Raw genomic sequence first — 20,489 nt, forward strand, 5'->3', positions numbered from 1 at the left:
TGCCCAAAAATAGCTCAAAACCTCTGCCCTAGTATTTTTGGGTATTTATACTCATTGCAAAAGTGACACGCTCCCAATAAATACCTCCTCAAGAAATTCTTTAACAACCATGTAAAACCTGAGTTTACGTGGATTAAAGAGGCAGGTATTTGCCAAAAAATTACCCAGTATGCGTTTGATAACCTTGGGGATTCTTTCTCTAGATTCTTCTCAAAAAAAGGTGGCTATCCCAAATTCAAGAAGAAGGGGCATCACGATTCTTTCACTATTGATGCGAGTGGTAAGCCTATCCCTGTGGGCGGTACATCTATAAAGTTGCCGACAATCGGCTGGGTAAAAACTCACGAGGGATTGCCTCATACAACTTGCAAGTCAATTACCATTTCGCGCACTGCCGATAGTTGGTTTATCGCATTTGCCTACGAACAACATCATGAACCTACAATCAAAAGTCATGATGTTGTAGGAGTTGATTTGGGAGTCAAAGAGTTAGCTACACTTTCAACTGGCGTAGTATTTCCGAACCCAAAGCACTACAAAGCACATCTCGCAAAACTCAAGAGGTTGTCAAGGGTTCTTGCCAGAAAAGTCAAGGGTTCCGAGAATAGATACAAAGCCAAAATTCAATTAGCAAAGCATCACGCTAAGGTAGCAAATCTTAGAAAAAATACTCGGCATCAAATCACTACTTACTTATGCAAAAACCACGCAAAAATAGTAGTAGAAAATTTGAACGTTTCCGGGATGTTGGCAAATTATAAACTAGCTCAAGTAATAGCTGATTGTGGATTCCATGAATTCAAACGCCAGTTAGAGTACAAGGCTAAAAAGTTTGGCTGTGAAATAATCGTTGCCGACCGATGGTTCCCGTCGAGCAAGACCTGTTCAAACTGTGGACACATCCAAGATATGCCACTCAAAGAAAGGACTTATAACTGTGGAAGTTGTGGTCATTCGATGGACAGAGATTTAAACGCAGCAATTATGTTATCGCGGTTGGCTAAACCGTGAAAGCTTACTGAGGGATAACCGCTCCCATGCTCCCGATGAAGTAAGAAGCAAATGTCTAGACTTGTCTAGTATTTGTGTAGCAGAAATAGAAATTTTCCCAATCTCCTCATCTCCCGCTCTCCCGCTCTTCCGCTCCTCATCTCCTCATCTTTCAATCTCCCCCTTTCCGCATCTCCCCATCTCCCGCTATCCTCATCTCCCGCTATCCTCATCTCCCGCTATCCTCATCTCCCGCTATCCTCATCTCCCGCTATCCCCCTCGCGGAGAGAAGATCCGCCGGATTTGGTATAAAGGGCTTCAATTATTTTGGTTCGTACTGAGCCTTTTTTCTCTTGACAAGTAGATACACTTGTATATGCCTGCGGAAGGAACTTTTGCAGACATCTCGCCATCTCTATCCCTAAGTAAGTTATTTCCTAGGACAGATGGTAATTTTGTCAAATCATTGTTACCTTTTGTAATATATACTAAAGCCAGATGGGAAATCGGGCATCCCGAAACCAACGGTCGATCGCTGAAACAACTTACAAATCTGGTTAATCCAGGTGTTCAGTTTTAAGTCACCTTTACTTACAGAGGAGTCAAAGTCATGAGCCAACCAGCAGAATTGTCTTTGGAACAGCAATTTAGCCTGTGTTCCTTCAAAACACAGGTAAGTGACATGAGCCGCGAACAAGCTCAGGAGTTTTTGGTCAAGCTTTACGAGCAAATGATGCTACGAGAAACCATGTACCGCCATTTTCTGAAACACCACTGGGGTTTAGAACCTAACCCAGGTGTTGAGTAGCCAAGAGTCGCAGTCGGCGACCTCCGTCTCTTACTCTGTTCCCTCAAGCGGAAAGGAGTTGGGGGTGATGGGGCGTCACTCGAAGGCAGAAGCTAGAACGCATCTGTAAAGACGTGAGGAAAATTTGACAATTCCTTTGTGGATTTCACTGAATGTGGAAGTCGATGTCAGCAGTTTGTCGATCGACACCACTGGAGAGTGCAAAGATAATTTATCGCGTCTCAACTCGAAAATTGGACAACTATTAATAAAAAGTGTTAATTTTTTAACCACTTAAAATTTTTAACAAATTCAATATATTTTTGTTTATTTGCAGCGGATGAGGTTTGACAACAATGGCGCTAGTCGGACATCTGAGCGCGACCTCCGACTAGCAAAACCTTTAGTTTTCACATCACAATCCCTAGAACTGGCAACTGTGGCCTCTAGAAAGAGTTATTCCGGCTGACGTTCCAGAGTCGCCTCCATTGTACTTGTCAAGTAATGACCAGACATGATGCCGCTAGATTGGTAGTAGCGGTTCTCATCAACCCGGTGAAGGGTATCAAAACCCGTCCGCCGCTGGCGTTCGTCTCCCAATACCCAATAACGCTGGACGATCGACTGGGGAGCAATCCAACCTTCGCCCTCGACGCGGGCGAGTTCGCTGTGTTGGAGTACAAAAGTATACTGCCGTTCATCACTGTTGAGGTGTCCTCGGTACTGCAAAATAATCTCTTCGCGATCGCCTCCAGGAAATACGAGCTTTGTCACCATACTGAACCAATCTGTTCGGTTCCAGCTCACTAAAGTTTTGCCTTTAACCGTAATTGGCACGCCATTGCGCTCAATCCAGCTTCCTTCGAGCGTCCATTGGCCAGATTCCATTAAAAACGTGTGAGCCACAGTGCTGTTCCTATGCTTTTCCTGCTGGCTACAATGCTGGTGCAACAACGCACAGCCGTTGTCCCTCAGACTCTATGCTATCACGCCCAACTGTGCCAACAAGAGTTAATTTCTCCTAAAAGTACCGATGTCCGGGCACCAGTAACTTGAGGCAGATTGCCGGGAATGCCCCGAACCCGCCATGCGGCTAAAACCGCGAACGCGATCGCCTCTTTAAAATCTACATTCAAGCCTGCCTCTGAAGTAGTCAACACTTGCACTGGATGCAATTGAGATTGCAATCGGCGTTTTAAGTAGAGGTTGTGGCTGCCGCCCCCGCATAGTAAAACTCGATCGGGCATAGCCGGTAAAAAAGTTTGGTAACTGTGAACGATCGAGGCAACAGTCAGTTCTGTCAGAGTAGCCAGCACGTCAGCAGGACTGAGGTTGTAACCTTCGGCCTCGACCAAACACCTGTCAAAATAGTCTACACCAAATAGCTCTCGCCCCGTTGATTTCGGAGGTGGTTGGCGGAAGAACTCTGATGCGAGCCAATCCTCGACTAAAGCTTGACAGGGAGTGCCCGATGCCGCCCAAGCTCCACCTTCGTCGATCGTCTTAGTGCCGCCTGAGAAGTGCTGTACTGCCAAATCTAACAGGGAATTCGCCGGGCCTGTATCCCAGCCCGATATGCCATCCCCAAGACTGAAAATCTCAGACTCGTCATTCTTTCCCCCTTTTCCCCTGGCCGGAAGATAGGTAACATTGCCAATTCCCCCTAGATTTTGGATGCAGAGGCTGATGTTGGGTTCCGCCAGCAGGCAGGCATCAACTATTGACACTAAGGGTGCTCCTTGACCCCCGGCCGCAATGTCTGCCGATCGAAAGTTACTCACCGTAGTAATTCCTGTCAATTCCGCAATTAGCGCGCCCCGCCCGATTTGCAAGCTGTAGCCCATTAACGCACCGGCGCTGTCTTTCTGGGCTTTCCCAGCAGGTCGGTGGTAGACGGTTTGACCGTGAGAGCCGATTAATTCGGCTTTATCATATTCTGCTTGAATTGTCAAGGCTGCCCTGGCAAATTCTTGGGCGATGGCATCATCTAATTGGGCTAGTTCAGCCATTGACAAAGCTGAGCCACTGCAAACCGAGAGAATTTGCGATCGCAAATTAGCAGGATAAGGGAAAGTGTTGCCGGCCACCAATTGCACTTTCAAGTCTGTTTGGGAACCGACCACATCCACCAAAGCAGCATCTATGCCATCCACCGACGTGCCGCTGATCAAACCGATAACGCGGGTCATTCTATTTTAGATTTTAGATTTTAGATTTTAGATTGTTCAATTTTTCGATTTTTCGATTTTAGATGGTCGGGTGCGATCGGGCGATGAATATTATTTGAGGTCGATCGTCACGATCACCACAGTAATATTATCGCGTCCACCTTTATCCTTCGCTGCTTGAATTAAAGCATTTGCAGCGCCCTCGCAGGCGCGAATCGACTTCAGAGGCGAAGCTATCAAAGGATCGGAAAGTTCTTCAGTCAAGCCATCGCTGCAGAGCAGCAAGCGATCCCCAGGCTGCACGTCCACCGGCAAAATATCTATCTCCCGCAAATCATCGCGGCCCAAACACTGGGACAAAACGTGACGCCAAGGATGAGAGCGAGCCTGGTCAGGAGTTAGGGCCTTTCTTTTCACAGCCTGAGCCACCCAAGTCTGGTCTTCAGTAATCTGTTCCAAGCGAGATCCGTGCAGTCGGTACAAGCGAGAGTCCCCGATATTAGCGCACCAGGGTCGGCCCTCATCCCTAAACATGAGAACCACAGCCGTAGTTCCCATATCAGCACGCTCCGGGTGGTCGAGCTGATCCGTCAAAATTGCTTGATTGGCAATTAAAAAAGCCTTTTCCAACAACAGGGGAGAATCCTCTGGCCCTTCCCAATGTTCGAGCAAATAAGATTGAATCGCCTGAGTCGCAATCCGGCTGGCTTCTTGACCTCCGGCGTGTCCTCCCATTCCGTCGGCCACTATGAAAAATCGCCCGTCAGAGTCTATGTAGTACGAATCCTGATTTACGGAACGAACTAGCCCTGTGTCTGTCTTACCTGCGAAAGAGCGTTTCATCAGAAAAAATGGGTCTGAAACCCCGTCCTTGTAGGACGGCTTTACATAGATTTTTGTTAAGACGTACCATCTTACATAAGAGGTGCTACTATGTAAAACAGCACATTTAAAGTAAGCATGACACTAAAAGCCTTCAGCTATCGATTATACCCAACGCCGGAACAGGAAAATTTGTTGCGACGTACTCTGGGTTGTGCTCGTTTGGTCTACAACCGTGCTTTAGCCACAAGGACTGAAGCTTGGTACACAGAACAGAAACGAGTAGGATATGCTGAGACTTCTTCAATGTTAACCGAATGGAAGAAAACTGAAGAACTAGATTTTCTTAACGAAGTTAGCTGCGTGCCTTTGCAGCAATGCTTGAGACATTTACAGACGGCTTACACCAATTTTTTTGATGGGCGAGCAAAATACCCTAACTACAAAAAGAAACGTAACGGTGGCAGCGCAGAATTTACTAAGTCGGCATTTAAGTTCAGAGATGGACAAATTTACTTAGCAAAAAACACACAAGCATTGCCAATTCGCTGGAGCCGTATATTACCTGATGGTGCCATACCATCAACTATTACGGTAAAGCTTGCACCATCGGGCAGGTGGTCAGTTTCTCTACTGGTAGATGTAGAAATTGAAAAATTACCCGAAACAGGTAATCAAGTCGGTATCGATTTGGGAATTACCAGCTTGCTTACCTTGAACACTGGCGAAAAGATTGTCAATCCCAAAGGATTCAAAGCAAAGTATCGCAAACTTAGAAGAGCGCAGAAAGCTTTAAGTCGTAAGCAAAAGGGATCAAATAATCGTTACAAGGCACGACTTAAAGTAGCGAAAGTGTATCAAGAGATCACTGATGCAAGGAAAGATAATCTTCACAAGTTAACGACGCGGTTGGTGCGTGAAAACCAAACCATCGCCGTAGAAGACTTAGCTGTGAAGAATATGGTTAAAAATCGGAAACTCGCCGCTTCTATAAGTGACGCAAGCTGGGGGGAATTGGTCAGACAACTTGATTACAAGTGTGATTGGTATGGTCGCACTTTAATTAAGATTGATCGCTGGTTTCCGAGTTCTAAGCGATGTGGCAATTGTGGCCACATTGTTGACAAGTTGCCGTTAAATATCCGGGAATGGGATTGCCCTAAGTGCGGTACTCACCATGATCGTGATATTAACGCTGCGAAAAATATTTTGGCGGCAGGGCTTGCCGTATCAGTCTGTGGAGCGACTGTAAGACCCCAACAGAGTAAATCTGTTAAGGCTGGTGCGAAATCCCCGTCAGGGAAAGAAGCAGAAACCTAAGTTGTGAGTCTTAGGAATCCTCGCCCTTATAGGGCGGGGTGGATGTCAAATTGTAGATCGTATGATGGTAATCCCATCTTAAAATTTCGGTAAACCCAGTAAATTAAGCAGCACCTGCAAAAAAAACAGGATTTATACCCAAAATCAGAGGTTTAGCTGGCGAAAAACTTAGGCAGCAACCGGGTTTTTCGCCTCAAAGCGCGTAAGTGTTGTAAATTTTAGCAATCTGTGGTATGGCAGCCAAAACTTAACATTCGAGGTCAAATTTTGGCTGGCGAGAAATCTCAAACCTGAAATTTCAAATCCCAAATTGCCCCATTATGACATCCTGTCTAAACGATCGATCCGCTTGAACAAACGCATAAGAGCCAACCCTGCACCCGCAGCCAGCACGGCAACAGCGACAGCCGGCCAGACCTGATTGCTGACAAACAAAATTGTCGCCGACAAAGTAAAAGCACTCATCAGCAAAGCATAATTCGTGCCCATTTGAGCGCTGCTCATCCGGCGGAGCAAACGCTCTGTTTCGGCAGAACGGACGCGAATCCGCAAATCTCCCTGTTCGAGTTTATCAATAGTCTCCTCAATCCGGCGGGGCAAACCCAAAGCACTCGAACTCACCTGAGCCGCCTGACGGCCGATTTCATTAAAAATGCTGCTACTTGTATCATGGCCATTTCCATTAGTCATAAGCTGCATGGCAAAAGGTTGTGCCACCTCCATAAAGTTGAACTCGGGATCTAAACCTCGGCCCACCCCTTCGATGGTGGAAAAAGCTCGCATTACAAAAGTAAAAGTAGCTGGGAAGCGAAAAGGTTGATTGTAGGCAATATCGTAAAGGTCGTCGGTAATCGCGCTCACAGACTGATTTTCAAAAGGCTTGTCCATGAAGTTATCCAGCATATACTGGATGCTGCGGCGCACCGGACTCATATCACCCGTAGGCACCAAGGCTCCCAAATTGATCAGAGAATCCATAATCCGCTGTCCATCCTTGGAAGCAATGCCGTAGAGCGTCTCCATCAGTCCTTCGCGGACGTTCGACTGGATTTGCCCCATCATGCCAAAATCGTAGAAAATCAGACAACCGTCAGCACTAACTGCGATGTTGCCGGGGTGTGGGTCAGCGTGGAAAAAGCCGTCGTTGAGCAACTGGCGCAAATAAGCTTTTGCGCCCAACTGAGCGATTAATTTACGATCGATACCGGCCGCTTCCAAAGCTTCGTAGTGGCTGATTTTAATCCCCGGCAGGTATTCCAAAGTCAGCACTCGCGGAGCCGCGTACCGCCAATAAACCCTCGGCACCCGCACCCAGTCACAGTTGCTAAAATTGCGGCGAAAAGTATCAGCATTGCGGCCTTCATGGAGATAGTCAATTTCCAGCCACAGAATGCGACAGCATTCCTCATAAATCCCCATCCAATCGCGGCCGCGGCCCCACTTAGGATGGTTTTGAAAGTAGCGGGCTATTCCCTTAAGAATTTGCAAATCGATCTCGAACAGTTTCCGCAGTCCCGGCCGCTGCACCTTGACCACCACTTCCGGGCCCGAATGCAGTTGAGCTTTGTGTACCTGACCCAGACTGGCAGCAGCCAGGGGCACCGGGTCAAAGCTGCGGTAGAGTTCTTGAACAGTCTTGCCCAAGTCTTGCTCGACAATTACCTCTAACTGCTCGTAGCTGAAAGCAGGCACTTTATCTTGCAGCTTAGAAAGTTCCTCGACAAACTCTGCGGGGAACAAGTCGGCGCGGGTGGAAAATAATTGGCCGACTTTAATGAAAGTTGGCCCCAAATCCAAGAGTGTTTCTCGAACCCAGATAGCTTGAAAGCGCCGTCTGGCAACTTTCTTTTCTTCAGTCACGCCTCCCCAGTAGCTCCAATTTTTGCTGTCGAGCCACAGCGAAGCCAGCCAGAGCAAGACAAAGGCCCAAATGTCGAAGAAGCGCCGCTTCCGGGAGTATTTTTCGCGATTCCAGCGATAAGCTTTACTTTTGTAGGATTTACTAGGAGTTTTTTGCTCATCGGCTTCGCCAGTGTGCTTGGGGGAGCGCTGGCGATTAACAGAGTCATCAAGGAGAGCAGACACTTGGGTTCCCAAATTGCTTATTTTATGTTGTTGCTTTGATTGAAAGTAGGAGCGCAGGAGCGCAAAGCAGTGCGCTCACGTTGTAAATAATAGTTGTGGTCGAGTCGATCCCTAGGGCAAACTGCTGCGGTAACGCTGCAATTCCGATCGCACCAGAGCCACTTCGGCGCGCAGCTCGTCAATAGTCGCTTGCAAATCAGCGGGATGGATGTCTTGAATGGTGGTGGTGCGATCGGTGCCAGTTCTGGTCTGCATCGCCTCATCCGAAGCTCTATTGGCCCGTTCCACAACTCGATCGGTGAACTGCCGCAGGCGTTCTCTTTGTTCTGCGTCAAATTTGCCGAGTTCAGAGAAAGCGTTGGTGGCCGCGCTTTCTAATTGCTCGTACAGTGCTTCGGCAAGTGCTCTGCCTACAAAAAAAGCATGAACTGGGGGTTTACTCATAAAAAATATTCGGTAAGTGGGAAACTCAGAGTCTTTAGACCTGAGAGGAAAACGACTCGGCGGTTTCAACCGCCTTGAATCCCCTTTCGGGGTTAGAGGGGTATGGTTGCCCCTCCAATGGAGATACAGTTGTCTCCTTCCTCCCTTGCGGGGTAATGTTCGTGCAGACCTGGTTATAAAGGCTTGTTAGACCTGCAACACTGTCGAGCGTGACTTTAAAACTGTTTAATTGCAGATGACAGAGCGGAAAACTGGCGTCGCACTCAAGGAGTGTCGTGACCTGAATAACGTCTCCTCCTGAGAGGGGTCTGGTCAGAACAGCTTGTAAGAAATTACAAGCTCAGTGGCTTTAGCCCTGAGTTCCTGACAAAAAATCTCTGTGCGCTTCCGCAACAAATTATAACTTGCTTGTCCCCGATGATGCTTGCTCCCAAAGGAAGGAATTTTGGGGGAATTGACACTCCCACCCCGAGTGTCGGAGATGGGATTCTTGAGATTTAGAACAGTCTAACGCGCCACGGCGTAGCCCTAAAGCGTCGCTTACACTGGCTCAAATTCGAGGTTGGGGTTGCTTTGTACCAAAATGTTTGCAGCTTGGCAGTATTAATACGCGACATCACACCACCTCAGCGCCGCGCACATATTATAACATAATTTAAATCCAAATAGAAAACAGTCCTGCAATTTTTTGCGGGCATTTAGATTGCCGAGGGAATAGGAAATATTCGATAAACTCAGACGGCGACTGTTGGGATTTTCAGATTCGACGGAAGTTTTTGGAAGATAGTCGTTGGCTAGGTAGGGCCTTATTATCTCAACTACTGAGCGGATATTTGCTGACTCATAAAACCAAGTATTTGTCCGCACTTTTAACCAACAAAAACCATACTAATTTGTCGCAGGTTCGGGAAAAGGCATTGTGGGATCTGCCACAGGGGGTGGTGAATCAGGTGCGATCGAACTATCTGAATAGTTGTCACTGCCGCTTGGTATTGCAGGCTCAGGCGATCGCTCGATCGGCGAGGCTATTACTGGTGACGGGGATTCCGACGACGGCCAGGTTTCAGCGCTAGCACTCTCAGGGGCAGGTGGGGCGGGTGGGGCGGGCGGTTCTGGAGGCAGGGGCGCAACTTCCGGTACCGGTGCGGCTTCTGGTTCGGGCTCTGGCTCGATTTCGGTTTGAGGCTCTGGAATGAGGGACTCAGAAGGCTCCTCTGCGGGTTCTGGCGCCGGGGATGGCTCAGATTCCGCTTCGGGATCTGGGGCGGGAGTTTCCTCGTTTGGAGACTCAGAAAGTTCGGCGCTAGTTTCTGAGGACTCGATTTGTTCGGGAATGTTGCTGCTGTCTAAGGGGGGTTTGGGGAGCTTGTTGAGTTCGATGGGGTAGAGAGGGGTGCTTTCGACAGACGGCTGTCCGAACATCGGCTCTGATAAATCGCGGGATTTGAGCAAATCTTCGAGAGATGGGAAGGATTCAATTTTGGGACTATTACTGAGACTGGTGCTGTTGTAGTGCGATGCTAGGTCAAAACCCATCCAGCCTGCAATTGCAGCCGTTACCACAAATGCCACAAAAGTCAACTGCGGCGGGGGAGGTGCGGGCAATCTTAGACTTTGCTTGCCTTTTCTTTTTACTGATACTCGCTCTGTTTCTTGCAGCATGGTGAGCCAATTTTCCACTGTCTGAGGGCGGTTGTGGGGGTCGATTTCGAGTCCCTGAAGGATGGCTCGCTCGATTCCTGGGCTGAGGTTGGGCTGAAATTGCCGTAAGTCAGTCAAGGGAATGCGATCGCGCAGGGGTGCTGCTACGGGCGCCACGCCGGAGAGTAAGTAGTAGAGGGTGGCGGAGATCGCGTAGATGTCAGTGGCCGATGTACATTTACCGTCATGGAGGTATTGTTCGATCGGCGCGTACCCAGGGGAGAGCAAGTTGGTGTGGGTTTGCTTGGTGCCGGCGGTAAAGCCGCGAGCAATTCCGAAATCTATTAACATTACTACGTGAGAATCGGCTCGCCGGATAATATTTTCTGGCTTGATATCTCCGTGCAGCAATCCGCTGTGGTGAACTGTACTTAAGGCTGAGGCTATTTGCCGAATATAGTGCAGGGCCTGGGCTTCTGGGAGCGGCCCATCGGTTTCGACTATTTGGGCGAGAGTTTGGCCCGGAATGTAGTCCATTGCAATAAAAGACTGTCCGGCTTCTTCAAAAAAGTCGATTACCCTGACTATGTTGGGATGCTGACACCGCGATCGCTGTTGGGCTTCGGCAATAAACTGCTGCTGAAATTGGGCAGATTCTGGGTGTTGGCGCAGACTTTCGTTGAGGGTTTTGAGTACGACGGTTTGGTTTAAATGGGTGTGGATAGCTCGGTAAGTGATGCCGAACCCTCCTATCCCTAAAGTCGCGTTAATTGTGTATTTGCCCTGTTGCAGGACTGTTGCTGGCGCTAAGTTCATCTTCAGTTGATGCCGTTTCCCAAACTATGCTACCGCCTTTGGGTTATTTCGCAGAGTTAGGGGTGAGGTTCGATCGGCGCCCTAGTTTGAGCTTTAGCTCTGCTATATCTTTAATCTTGGCATCCCCACGTCATTTTATCTGTAGTAGCGTGAAACTTAACGCTCCGGCTTTCCAATAATAAAAATCCCGCTCTTGTGGAACGGGAAAGCCATCAGGGTGCATCTATAATATCTGACTCTAACTTGTGGGGGGTACAACCCCTCATTGCTTTAGCAAGTCTTTAAAATTAGCCGATTTTTGTAAAAATTTAGGTTTTATGTTGACTTATGAGCAATCTTATGATCGCTAAGATTGCCGGATGGCGATCTTGAGCTTGGGGAATTGACACTCTCACGTCTGATGTTGCTCCCAGAGTCAAACATTACAGACCAGATTACCTTTTTGGCTCTGATGAAGTTCAGGCGAGCGGCATAAAATAACAAAGAGGCATCGTATGGGGCTTAATCTTGAGACTGCACATGGCTCAAACCTTGTAAATAAAAAGGCTGTAAGCATTCTCCCGACATTTGTAGCCCATAGCCATAAATGCTTCAATCGCTGTTCGCGTTACACAGCAAGGCCTGGAGGCAAGCTCAAGTTCTCCGAAGGGGGGAACTTGAGCTTAAGTTGTCACAAATGGGGTCTTCCTAGTAACGAGAAGCGATAGATTAGCAATTAGCAGCAATTAGTAATTACTTATTCTTTGGTTTGAATATGTCTGTTAAACAATCACATTACGAGACTTTACTAGCAGAGTACAGCGAATCTTCTGCCGCGATCGCCCTGCTGAAAAAATATCGGGTTTACATGGAAATGATTCCGAGTATCCGCCGCGCCCATGAGAGTTTAATCACAATTCCTTTGCCAATTGCGCGCTTGCGGGACGGGGTTTCTTATGCCGGAAGCAGCGGCACTAGCATATCGCCCGGACAGGCAGTTTGTTTGCCCTGCGATTTGGCGATTTTGATGTGCGATCCTGAATGGAAAGTTAAAATTGGAGTGGAAATTTTGATTTTCATTCATCGTCCGGGCGAAGAGTTTTCTGAGTTGCTCGGCCGCTGGCGGCAGTCTCAGGTTTGGCTGGATAAAGGTTACGAATGGGTGATGCCACACCGCTACAGACATATTTACAGCGATGAAGCTGAGGCTGTTCATCCGCTATTTGTTTTGTTTGAGGAAACGCCGGAACTGGTTCAACGGGGTTTGATGGCGGCGGGTTTGCCGTTTGTGGTGGAAAGTTTCGAGTCGGGGAGTGAGGAAGTAGAGGAGGAAGAGTTTCTGGGTAGCGGGGAACTGGGAAGTATTGGTGAAGAGAGTTTTGATTTGTAGGGTGGGTGCGATCGCCTATAGCCATCCTATTGCTTGAAGTAAAGTAGATTTTTTTTTAAACCGCAGAGGGCGCAGAGGGCGCAGAGAAAGAGAAAAGAGAAAAGAGAGAAATATTGATGTTTTTGAATTCCGAATCGGGTTGTTATATGCAGATATTCAAAAATCTTTTGGGTGAGGAAAGGAATGTTTATGCTCCCCCTAGATTCAGGGAGTAACTCTAAAATCTACAATCTAAAATCGAATGACCCATCTAGCTGGGCCGGAAATGTTAGCTCTCATGCTGGCTGCGTCGCCTAATGTAAAGGTGTGTCTTGATATTTTCCCCTCCAGCATGATATCATCAGGCTGCTCTATTTGGTTTGTTAATTTAGATGGGTTGTTAATAGAAAATTTACTAAATGAACCGCAGAGAACGCAGAGACCACAGAGGGGAGAGAAAGAGCAAATTATAATTTATTGATATGAGTATAATTTTCTATTAAACTGGAGCTATTGAAATGATATTGTTAAAACCCTGGCGTTTATTTTTATTAGGTCTAGTTTTTGGGATGGCTGTAATTTTATCAAATTGCGGCACTCCTTCAAACACTGTTAGCAATAATTCTCCAAGTCCGACAACTCCTGCTCCGGTTCCGGCTGGGGCTTTAGTTTACGGTGCGGGCGGGCCGCCGATTAATCTGGAACCGGGAAATATTACTGATGGCAATTCGGTGATTGTTATCGACCAAATTTACAATCGCTTGACTGATTTTAAACCGGGAACTGTGGAAATTGAGCCGAGTCTCGCTACTGAATGGTCAAGTTCTAAAGATGGTAAAACTTGGACTTTTAAGTTGCGTTCCGGGGTAAAGTTTCACGACGGTACGGATTTTGACGCGGAAGCTGTTAAGTTTAATGTGGATCGCTGGTGGGATGCGAAAAATCCTAACGGTTTTCGAGAAGCGGGCAAGAATTATCCGATTTGGAAAAATCTTTTTGCCGGCTTTAAGGGAGAAAAAGATTCTTTAGTAAAAGATGTGACGGTTGTTGATAAGTTTACAATTAAATTTGTTTTAAATCGACCTTTTGCTGCTTTTCCGTCGGCGATTGGGTCGGGTTATTTCGGGATGGCGAGTCCGGCGGCGGTGAAAAAAGCGGGTGCTAAATACGGCACTCCGGGGTCGCTGGCGGTGGGTACGGGGCCTTTTGTGTTTCGGGAATGGCGATCGGGCGATCGCATTGTTTTGGAGAAAAATCCGAATTATTGGAAAACGGGTACGCCAAAAGTCAATCAATTGGTAATTCGTTTTGTTGATGATCCGGCGGCGAGACTGGCTCAGCTACGAGCTGGACAACTTGATTTTACTGTGGATTTAACGCCGGATCAATTGCAAGAAGTTCAGGGAGATCCTAATTTAGAAGCTGTTGTGCGACCTTCTTTTAATGTCGGTTATTTAGCATTAAATCCGAGTTACGAACCTTTGTCAAAACCGGAAGTCAGGCGGGCGATCGCCCAAACAATTAACAAGCCAGCAATAGTCAAAGCTTTCTGGGGAGAACTCGGAAAACATGATTCGCAATTTATCCCGCCTGCGCTGAATTGGGCGGCGTCCGATCGAGTTAAAGATGATGAATTTAACCCACAGCAAGCTAAAGCAATGCTGGCGAAAGCCGGTTATCCGAACGGTTTTGATTTGGATTTGTGGTATATGCCCGTTAGCCGTCCATATTTTCCCACGCCGAAGCCGATTGCTGAGGCTTTGGCGGCGGATTTGAGCGCGATCGGGATTCGGGTAAAATTGCTGACAAAGGATTGGTCTGCTTATTTAGCCGATCGGCTCAAACCTCCCGGCTTTCAAGCTTTTATGTTGGGTTGGACAGGAGATTATGGCGATCCAGACAATTTTTATTATCCTCACTTCGGGCCGGGTTCGACGGCGGATTTGGGAAATTGGAAAAATCCGAAAGTTCTGGAACTTTTGGATCGGGGGAGGGCGAGTGGCGATAAAGCAGCTAGGGCGAAAATTTATGCGGAAGTTAGCGAGATTTTGCATGGGGAAGCTGTGCGTTTGCCGATCGTACATTCACAGCCGCTTTTAGGGAAACGCAAGAATATTCAAGGTTGGATTCCGAGTCCTTTGGGGTCTGAGTCTTTTGAGGATGTTAGTAAGTCTTGAATATGGCAGATTTTCCTTGTATCTAATTGTGTAGGGGCGGGTTTTACCAACAATATAGCCCTAATACCGACAATCTCAAAAACCCGCCCTCTTCTCTTGGTGGTTCCCTAAAAAAGGGCGGGTTTATCTATATTTTTAGTCATGCCAAATATTGCTCATAAAAAAAAACCTACCAATCACATAATAATATGTGAAAAAGCCGTAAAATCCGAGCCGATAGAATCTATATAAAAAACATGATTAATTATATTGTAAAACGTTTACTAGGACTATTGCCCGTCCTTTTCGGAATCACTCTGCTAGTATTTATCTTTTTGCATTTGATACCAGGAGACCCAGCTACAGTGCTTTTGGGAGAACGGGGAACTCCCGAACAGGTGGAAATTTTGAGAGCGAGATTAGGTTTAAATCAGCCTTTACCTTTGCAATATTTTGCGTTTTTATGGAGTTTGCTGTGCTTGGATTTGGGAAATAGCATTATTAGCGGTATCCCCATAATTGATGAAATTACAAGTCGCTGGCCTGCTACTTTTGAACTGTCTGTGGTGGCGATGTTGGTGGCACTGGTTATCGGAATTCCGGCGGGGATTTTGGCTGCTGTTCGGAAAAATAGCTGGCTGGACAATCTAGCGATGAGTGGTTCGTTAATTGGCGTATCTTTGCCGGTGTATTGGTTGGGATTGATGTTGATTTATTTGTTTGCTGTTTATCTGAAATGGCTACCTCCTAGCGGGCGCATTAGTGTAGATTTAGGGTTTGGTTTTAAGTCGATTACGGGTGTTTATGTTTTGGATGCGTTGCTGAGATGGGATTTGGTGGCTTTGCGGGATGCGATCGCCCATTTAATCCTGCCAGCTTTGACTTTAGGAACTATTCCTCTGGCTATTATAGCTCGCATCACTCGTTCTGCGATGCTGGAAGTGCTTTCTCAAGATTACATCCGCACTGCGAGGGCGAAGGGATTGCCGGAATATTGGGTGATTTTGAAACACGCTTTGAAAAATGCGTTTTTGCCGATCGTCACAACTATCGGTTTGCAGTTCGGCACTCTTTTAGGCGGCGCTATTCTGACGGAAACGATTTTCTCGTGGCCGGGAATTGGTTCTTGGATTTATAGCGGTATTCTGACGCGGGATTACCCAATAGTCCAAGGTGGAGTAATTTTTGTGTCTGTGACTTTTGTACTGATTAATCTGGCGGTTGATATTTCCTATGCTTTTTTAGATCCGAGAATTCAGTACCGTTAATTAAAAGGATATCAGACACGAAATGCTTGTTTAACATCCGGCCGCAGCAAGTAGTAAATGCTAGCTACTGCAAAACCCAGAGTTAAAAAATTGACTGCTGTACCGCCGCTGCCAAACATTTTGACAATTTGCGCGAGGGTGGCGATGATATGGACAATTAACGTTCCCGTCCAAGCCCAATTTTTGAGTTGAAACAAACCCCAAGTTAAGAGTAAAGAGAGGAGACCTAAAATAAAACTAATTCCAGCAAAAATTGCAATGAAGCCGCCAATTACAGTGCCAACTTTTGCCCCGCCGAAAGCCGCACCGAGACCACCAAAAATGCCAGCAAAAAGTAAGATGAACAAGCCGTCAAGGAGGCTGAAAATGCCGCTAATTAGCTGCAAAATTGCCAGAACGGTAACGCTTTGAGGACGATTCATTTTTGTTTATTTTCCATTTTTAAGGGGATTTGGAAAACATTTTACCCTGTTGTGGGCACAGGGCTGATATGGATTCAGGGTTTACGCACCGCTACCCGTGAAACCGGGTTTATGAGAATAAGTGTGTCCATAGTGTGCCGTTGCGAGATTCGCACTGGCATATATCCCGCAGCGAGGGGCTCACGAGTCGGCAATGACCGAGTTTAGTCGATCGCCCGCTGCCCGATCGGCCTTTGTTGCTGCTGAGGATCACGCCCCGATCTCCCAAAAATGATATTATTTATTAAAATATATTTTTATTTGCCAGCAGCCGGGAGCGATTTTGTTTAGATCCACCTCTTTTGGCTGAAAAAACTTAACATTTTTTAATAACTTGCAAAGATTAGCTATAATTGTTTACAGGTGCGGGTTGGGGAACTTTTTTGAAATCACCCGATCGGATGAGTCTGAAAGACGATGCCAAGCATCAGCAAAAATTTTACCTTTAAGGTAATCCTGAGATTAAATTAGGTGAGTCGGTATGATCGTTAGCCCTAAAAAGGAAACTGCTCAGGTCAAGGTGGAAGATACTCAGACTGTAGACACCAATCAGACTGTAGACACCAAGGCCGCAGAGACCAAAATTGCAGATAAAAAAACCGCCCAAAAGCAGTCTCCGAAGAAACCCGCGCGCAAACCGCAGCGGTGGGCGATTGGGTTGGTTGCAGCCGGGTTGCTAGCTGTACCGACCACAATATATATAGCAAAAAGCCGATCGCAGCCGAAAGTAGATGCGATCGCCACTATGACAGTGCCGGTGGAAGCGCAAAACCTCACGGTGCGGATCACGTCTAGCGGCACGGTGCAGCCCGTACAGCGCGTGAATCTCAGCCCCAAAGGCTCCGGCCGGATCGCAGAATTATTTGTCGAACAGGGCGATAAAGTCGAAGCAGGACAAATCGTGGCCCGCATGGAAAGCCGCGATGTAGAAGCTCAACTCGCTCAAGCTAAAGCCCGCGAAGCCAGCGCGCGAGCTAGACTGGCCAAAATCGAAGCAGGAAATCGATCGGAAGACATCGCCAGCGCCCGAGCGCGCTTAGAGCAAGCCGAGGCCAGTCTCGCGCAAGCCCAAGCCGGTAGCCGCGTTGAAGAAGTTGCAGGAGCCAGAGCCCGCTTGCAGCAAACTCAAGCTGGCTTACAGCGACTGCGAGCCGGCAGCCGCGTTGAAGAAGTCAGCCAAGGGCGAGCTCGTTTAGCCCAAGCTCAAGCTCGTTTAGCAGACGCTCAAACTGGTAGTGTAAAACAAGAAATTGCCCAAGCACAAACGCAAATTGACTCGAGTAAAGCCCAAGCCGAACTAACAGCTCAACGGGTGGAACGCAACCGACCTTTAGTTGAAGAAGGTGCTCTGGCTAAAGATAAACTGGATGAATTAATTAAAGAAAATCGCACTGCCCAAGCTAAATTAATAGAATCTCAAAAACGCCTGCAACAACTGCAAGAAAGTCGGGAGTCCCAAATTCAGCAACTGCAAGCTGCTGTGCAAGTCGAGCAGCAAGCATTGAACCAATTGCAAAACGGCACGCGCTCCGAAGAAATTGCGAGAGCCGAAGCAGAAGTTGCCGAAGCTAGAAGCAAATTAGCGCAGCTAGAAAACGGCAACCGTCCAGAAGAAATCGCCAAAGCCGAAGCAGCAGTTGCTGAAGCCAAAAGTCAATTGGCCGCACAAGAAAACGGTTCTCGCCCGGAAGAAATAGCTCAAGCTCAAGCTGAATTAGAGGAAGCTCAAGCTCAAGTACGCTTTCAAGAAGTGCAGTTAGAAGATACGAAAGTTCGCGCTCCTTTTGCTGGAATTATTACCCAAAGATACGCCATTCAAGGAGCTTTTGTAACTCCGGCCACTTCGGCATCGGAAGCTACTTCGGCAACTTCGACATCGATTGTCGCTCTAGCTAGAGATGTGGAGGTTTTGGCGAAAGTCCCGGAGGCTGATATCAGTCAAATTAAATCTGGTCAAGAAGTTGAAATAGTGGCTGATGCTTATCCAGATAAAGTGTTTAAAGGTCGCGTTAAATTAATTGCGCCGGAAGCTGTTAAGGAACGGGATGTGACGCTATTTCAAGTGCGAGTTGCCATTGATACGGGCAAAGATTCGCTGCAATCGGGGATGAATGTAGATTTGAGATTTGTTGGTCAAAAGCTGAGCAATGCTTTAGTTGTGCCGACGGTGGCAATTGTGACTAATAAAGGTCAAACGGGTGTGCTGGTTCCTGATGAGAAACAACAGCCGCAGTTTAAGCCTGTTACGGTTGGATCGACTATTGGCAACAAGATTCAGATTTTGGAGGGTGCAAAAGCGGGCGATCGCGTTTTTACCGAACTTCCTCAAGGTAAAAAGCTGGAGGATATTATCAAGAATCAGAAATAGGGCATAGGGCATGGGCCACAGGGCAGGGGGCCTTATTTATCTCGATCGCTCTAGGGTGTTTTCTTTCCCCGGACATCCCCCCTAACCCCCCTTCTTAAGGGGGGGACAAGAGCAGTCATTCGATTTTAGATTTTAGATTTTAGATTTTGGATTGACTTGCGCGAGATAAATTCGGGGGACGCAAGGATTTTAGATTTTAGATTTTGGATTGATTCCACGGATAAATCCGGGGGCTTGTACCATCAAGAAATTCTTGGTCAAAGTCCCTCTTAATAAGGGGGAGTTAGGGGATCTAGACTCGGCTACAAGCGAGTTTATTATGGGTTTAAATATTAAGTTGACACCAATAATCCCAGTCCCAAATCTAAAATCTAAAATCTAAAATCGAATAATCCAATCCCAAATCGAAAATCGAAAATCTAAAATCGAATAATCCCCAATCTAAAATCGAAAATCTAAAATCTAAAATCGAATTATGGATATTGTTGAAAGCGTCAAAATGGCTGTCACAACTTTGATGGCAAACAAGCTTCGCAGCACCTTGACGATGTTAGGAATTATCATCGGCAATGCTTCTGTCATTTCGATGATCGGTATCGGCGAAGGAGCTCAAACATTTATCGAAGGACAGGTTAACTCTCTGGGTTCAAACTTGCTATTTATTATTCCCGGAAGTCCTGAAGCACAAAGCCGCCCGGTGATTCCGCCCCAGACTTTAGTAGTGGAAGATGCAGAGGCGATCGCATCTCAAGTTGCTTCTGTCGAAGAAGTCGCACCAACTCTCAATGATAGTCAACTCGTTACCTACCGCAACAAAAATGTCTCATCTTCCATTGTCGGAACTACCCCAGAGTTTCTGACAGTCAGAAGCTTTGATGTTGCCCAAGGTCGATTTTTAAACAAATTAGATTTAGAAAGACAGGAAAATGTGGTTGCTTTAGGATCGGAAGCAGCCGAACAATTGTTTGGTAATACACCGCCACTTGGTCAATACATCCGCATCAAAAACTCGACTTTTCAAGTGATTGGTGTCATGCAGGCGAAAGGCTCAAGTTTTGGCGACAATCAAGATATGAATGTTTATTTGCCGCTGACAACAATGGCAAATCGGATCGTAGGTCGCTCGTCTCCCTACGGTACAAAAGTAACATTTATTTCGGTTTCCATTAAAGATGAAAGTATGATGCAAGCAGCCCAATTTCAAATAGAAAATTTGCTCAGGTTGCGTCATAAAATTACAAAAGAAGATGATTTTACTGTTCGCAACCAGAAAGATTTAATGAATACTTTGGGCAGTATTACTGGTGCTTTGACGTTGATGCTGGCTTTCGTGGCGGCAATTTCGCTGTTTGTAGGCGGCATCGGGATTATGAATATCATGCTGGTTTCTGTTACCGAACGCACGAAGGAAATTGGATTGAGAAAGGCGATCGGAGCTTCTCAGCAAGATATCCTAATTCAGTTTATGATCGAGTCTGTGATTTTGTCAGCGGCAGGCGGGGCGATCGGCACTGGATTCGGTATCGGCGGCGTGCTTTTAGTCGCTGCTTTTACTCCCCTGCAAGCTAGTGTTTCCCCAATGGCGATCGCACTTGCAGTCGGTGTTTCCGGCAGTATCGGCTTATTTTTCGGCATCGTACCTGCAAAACAAGCTGCTAAACTCGACCCGATTGTGGCATTGAGAAGTGCTTAAGAAGTCATTAGTTATTAGTCATTAGTCATTAGTCATTAGTCATTGGTTATTTGTTGGTTTCAATTACCAATGCCCGATGCCCGATGCCCGATGCCCGATGCCCAATTCCCAATTCCCAATT

Annotated in this window: 14 protein-coding genes and 1 pseudogene; 8 read left to right on the forward strand and 7 right to left on the reverse strand. The window is 46.9% G+C overall.

Annotated elements, in window-relative coordinates; all coding sequences use genetic code 11:
• Positions 1-108: 108 nt before the first annotated feature.
• Together QUB39_RS08360 and QUB39_RS08365 are read left to right on the forward strand one after the other, a co-directional pair.
• Positions 109-1,011, forward strand: a pseudogene (locus QUB39_RS08360) (RNA-guided endonuclease InsQ/TnpB family protein); the annotation flags it as partial.
• Positions 1,012-1,601: 590 nt separating this feature from the next.
• Positions 1,602-1,799: an NblA/ycf18 family protein gene (locus QUB39_RS08365; protein WP_006635253.1), complete on the forward strand. Its 198-nt coding sequence runs from the start codon at positions 1,602-1,604 to the stop codon at positions 1,797-1,799.
• A 435-nt stretch (positions 1,800-2,234) separates the two neighbouring features.
• On the opposite strand, the gene QUB39_RS08370 is transcribed toward QUB39_RS08365, so the two are convergent.
• The 3 genes from QUB39_RS08370 to QUB39_RS08380 form a co-directional block, all read right to left on the reverse strand.
• A complete protein-coding gene (locus QUB39_RS08370; protein ID WP_333056052.1) occupies positions 2,235-2,684 on the reverse strand; it encodes a hypothetical protein in 450 nt (149 codons plus the stop codon).
• Positions 2,685-2,764: 80 nt separating this feature from the next.
• Positions 2,765-3,967: an anhydro-N-acetylmuramic acid kinase gene (locus tag QUB39_RS08375; protein ID WP_333056053.1), complete on the reverse strand. Its 1,203-nt coding sequence runs from the start codon at positions 3,965-3,967 to the stop codon at positions 2,765-2,767.
• Positions 3,968-4,057: 90 nt separating this feature from the next.
• On the reverse strand, positions 4,058-4,789 hold the full coding sequence (locus QUB39_RS08380) for a PP2C family serine/threonine-protein phosphatase (RefSeq protein ID WP_333056054.1): 732 nt from the start codon (positions 4,787-4,789) through the stop codon (positions 4,058-4,060).
• Positions 4,790-4,906: 117 nt separating this feature from the next.
• Here QUB39_RS08380 and QUB39_RS08385 point away from each other — a divergent pair, with 117 nt between their 5' ends.
• Positions 4,907-6,088 (forward strand): RNA-guided endonuclease TnpB family protein, encoded by a 1,182-nt coding sequence (locus QUB39_RS08385; protein WP_333056055.1) that lies wholly within the window; start codon positions 4,907-4,909, stop codon positions 6,086-6,088.
• 318 nt (positions 6,089-6,406) lie between these two features.
• Here QUB39_RS08385 and QUB39_RS08390 read toward each other — a convergent pair whose 3' ends face one another.
• From QUB39_RS08390 to QUB39_RS08400, 3 genes are all read right to left on the reverse strand, one after another.
• Positions 6,407-8,173: an AarF/ABC1/UbiB kinase family protein gene (locus QUB39_RS08390; protein WP_333056056.1), complete on the reverse strand. Its 1,767-nt coding sequence runs from the start codon at positions 8,171-8,173 to the stop codon at positions 6,407-6,409.
• A gap of 111 nt (positions 8,174-8,284) precedes the next feature.
• The gene (locus tag QUB39_RS08395) at positions 8,285-8,617 is read right to left on the reverse strand and encodes a DUF6825 family protein (protein ID WP_333056057.1); all 333 of its coding nucleotides are present in this window, start codon (positions 8,615-8,617) and stop codon (positions 8,285-8,287) included.
• 888 nt (positions 8,618-9,505) lie between these two features.
• Entirely contained in the window at positions 9,506-11,074 is a 1,569-nt protein-coding gene (locus QUB39_RS08400) for a serine/threonine-protein kinase (protein WP_333056058.1), read from the reverse strand.
• A 754-nt stretch (positions 11,075-11,828) separates the two neighbouring features.
• Here QUB39_RS08400 and QUB39_RS08405 point away from each other — a divergent pair.
• The 3 genes from QUB39_RS08405 (at position 11,829) to QUB39_RS08415 (ending at position 15,846) form a co-directional block, all read left to right on the forward strand.
• Positions 11,829-12,443, forward strand: a complete 615-nt coding sequence (locus tag QUB39_RS08405) for a hypothetical protein (RefSeq protein WP_333056059.1) — start codon at positions 11,829-11,831, stop codon at positions 12,441-12,443.
• Between the two features lie 548 nt (positions 12,444-12,991).
• A complete protein-coding gene (locus QUB39_RS08410) occupies positions 12,992-14,599 on the forward strand; it encodes an ABC transporter substrate-binding protein (protein ID WP_333240615.1) in 1,608 nt (535 codons plus the stop codon).
• Between the two features lie 236 nt (positions 14,600-14,835).
• Positions 14,836-15,846: an ABC transporter permease gene (locus QUB39_RS08415; RefSeq protein WP_333056061.1), complete on the forward strand. Its 1,011-nt coding sequence runs from the start codon at positions 14,836-14,838 to the stop codon at positions 15,844-15,846.
• Positions 15,847-15,857: 11 nt separating this feature from the next.
• Here QUB39_RS08415 and QUB39_RS08420 read toward each other — a convergent pair whose 3' ends face one another.
• A complete protein-coding gene (locus QUB39_RS08420; RefSeq protein WP_333056062.1) occupies positions 15,858-16,268 on the reverse strand; it encodes a hypothetical protein in 411 nt (136 codons plus the stop codon).
• Positions 16,269-16,788: 520 nt separating this feature from the next.
• Here QUB39_RS08420 and QUB39_RS08425 point away from each other — a divergent pair.
• Together QUB39_RS08425 and QUB39_RS08430 are read left to right on the forward strand one after the other, a co-directional pair.
• Positions 16,789-18,675 (forward strand): efflux RND transporter periplasmic adaptor subunit, encoded by a 1,887-nt coding sequence (locus QUB39_RS08425; protein ID WP_333056063.1) that lies wholly within the window; start codon positions 16,789-16,791, stop codon positions 18,673-18,675.
• A gap of 475 nt (positions 18,676-19,150) precedes the next feature.
• Positions 19,151-20,368 carry an ABC transporter permease gene (locus tag QUB39_RS08430; protein ID WP_333056064.1) on the forward strand — a complete coding sequence of 406 codons (1,218 nt, stop codon included), beginning with the start codon at positions 19,151-19,153 and terminating at the stop codon, positions 20,366-20,368.
• Positions 20,369-20,489: the final 121 nt, after the last annotated feature.

The sequence above is a fragment of the Microcoleus sp. AT8-B5 genome (assembly GCF_036705565.1).
In the GTDB taxonomy this organism is placed as follows: domain Bacteria; phylum Cyanobacteriota; class Cyanobacteriia; order Cyanobacteriales; family Microcoleaceae; genus Microcoleus.

What these genes read in the sequence shown, in the direction of transcription:
- QUB39_RS08385 (WP_333056055.1), top strand. Translation starts at nt 4,907, where the DNA reads ATGACACTAAAAGCCTTCAGCTATCGATTATACCCAACGCCGGAACAG.
- QUB39_RS08375 (WP_333056053.1), bottom strand. Translation starts at nt 3,967, where the DNA reads ATGACCCGCGTTATCGGTTTGATCAGCGGCACGTCGGTGGATGGCATA.
- QUB39_RS08410 (WP_333240615.1), top strand. Translation starts at nt 12,992, where the DNA reads ATGGCTGTAATTTTATCAAATTGCGGCACTCCTTCAAACACTGTTAGC.
- QUB39_RS08395 (WP_333056057.1), bottom strand. Translation starts at nt 8,617, where the DNA reads ATGAGTAAACCCCCAGTTCATGCTTTTTTTGTAGGCAGAGCACTTGCC.
- QUB39_RS08365 (WP_006635253.1), top strand. Translation starts at nt 1,602, where the DNA reads ATGAGCCAACCAGCAGAATTGTCTTTGGAACAGCAATTTAGCCTGTGT.
- QUB39_RS08400 (WP_333056058.1), bottom strand. Translation starts at nt 11,074, where the DNA reads ATGAACTTAGCGCCAGCAACAGTCCTGCAACAGGGCAAATACACAATT.
- QUB39_RS08425 (WP_333056063.1), top strand. Translation starts at nt 16,789, where the DNA reads ATGATCGTTAGCCCTAAAAAGGAAACTGCTCAGGTCAAGGTGGAAGAT.
- QUB39_RS08415 (WP_333056061.1), top strand. Translation starts at nt 14,836, where the DNA reads ATGATTAATTATATTGTAAAACGTTTACTAGGACTATTGCCCGTCCTT.
- QUB39_RS08405 (WP_333056059.1), top strand. Translation starts at nt 11,829, where the DNA reads ATGTCTGTTAAACAATCACATTACGAGACTTTACTAGCAGAGTACAGC.
- QUB39_RS08420 (WP_333056062.1), bottom strand. Translation starts at nt 16,268, where the DNA reads ATGAATCGTCCTCAAAGCGTTACCGTTCTGGCAATTTTGCAGCTAATT.
- QUB39_RS08430 (WP_333056064.1), top strand. Translation starts at nt 19,151, where the DNA reads ATGGATATTGTTGAAAGCGTCAAAATGGCTGTCACAACTTTGATGGCA.
- QUB39_RS08380 (WP_333056054.1), bottom strand. Translation starts at nt 4,789, where the DNA reads ATGAAACGCTCTTTCGCAGGTAAGACAGACACAGGGCTAGTTCGTTCC.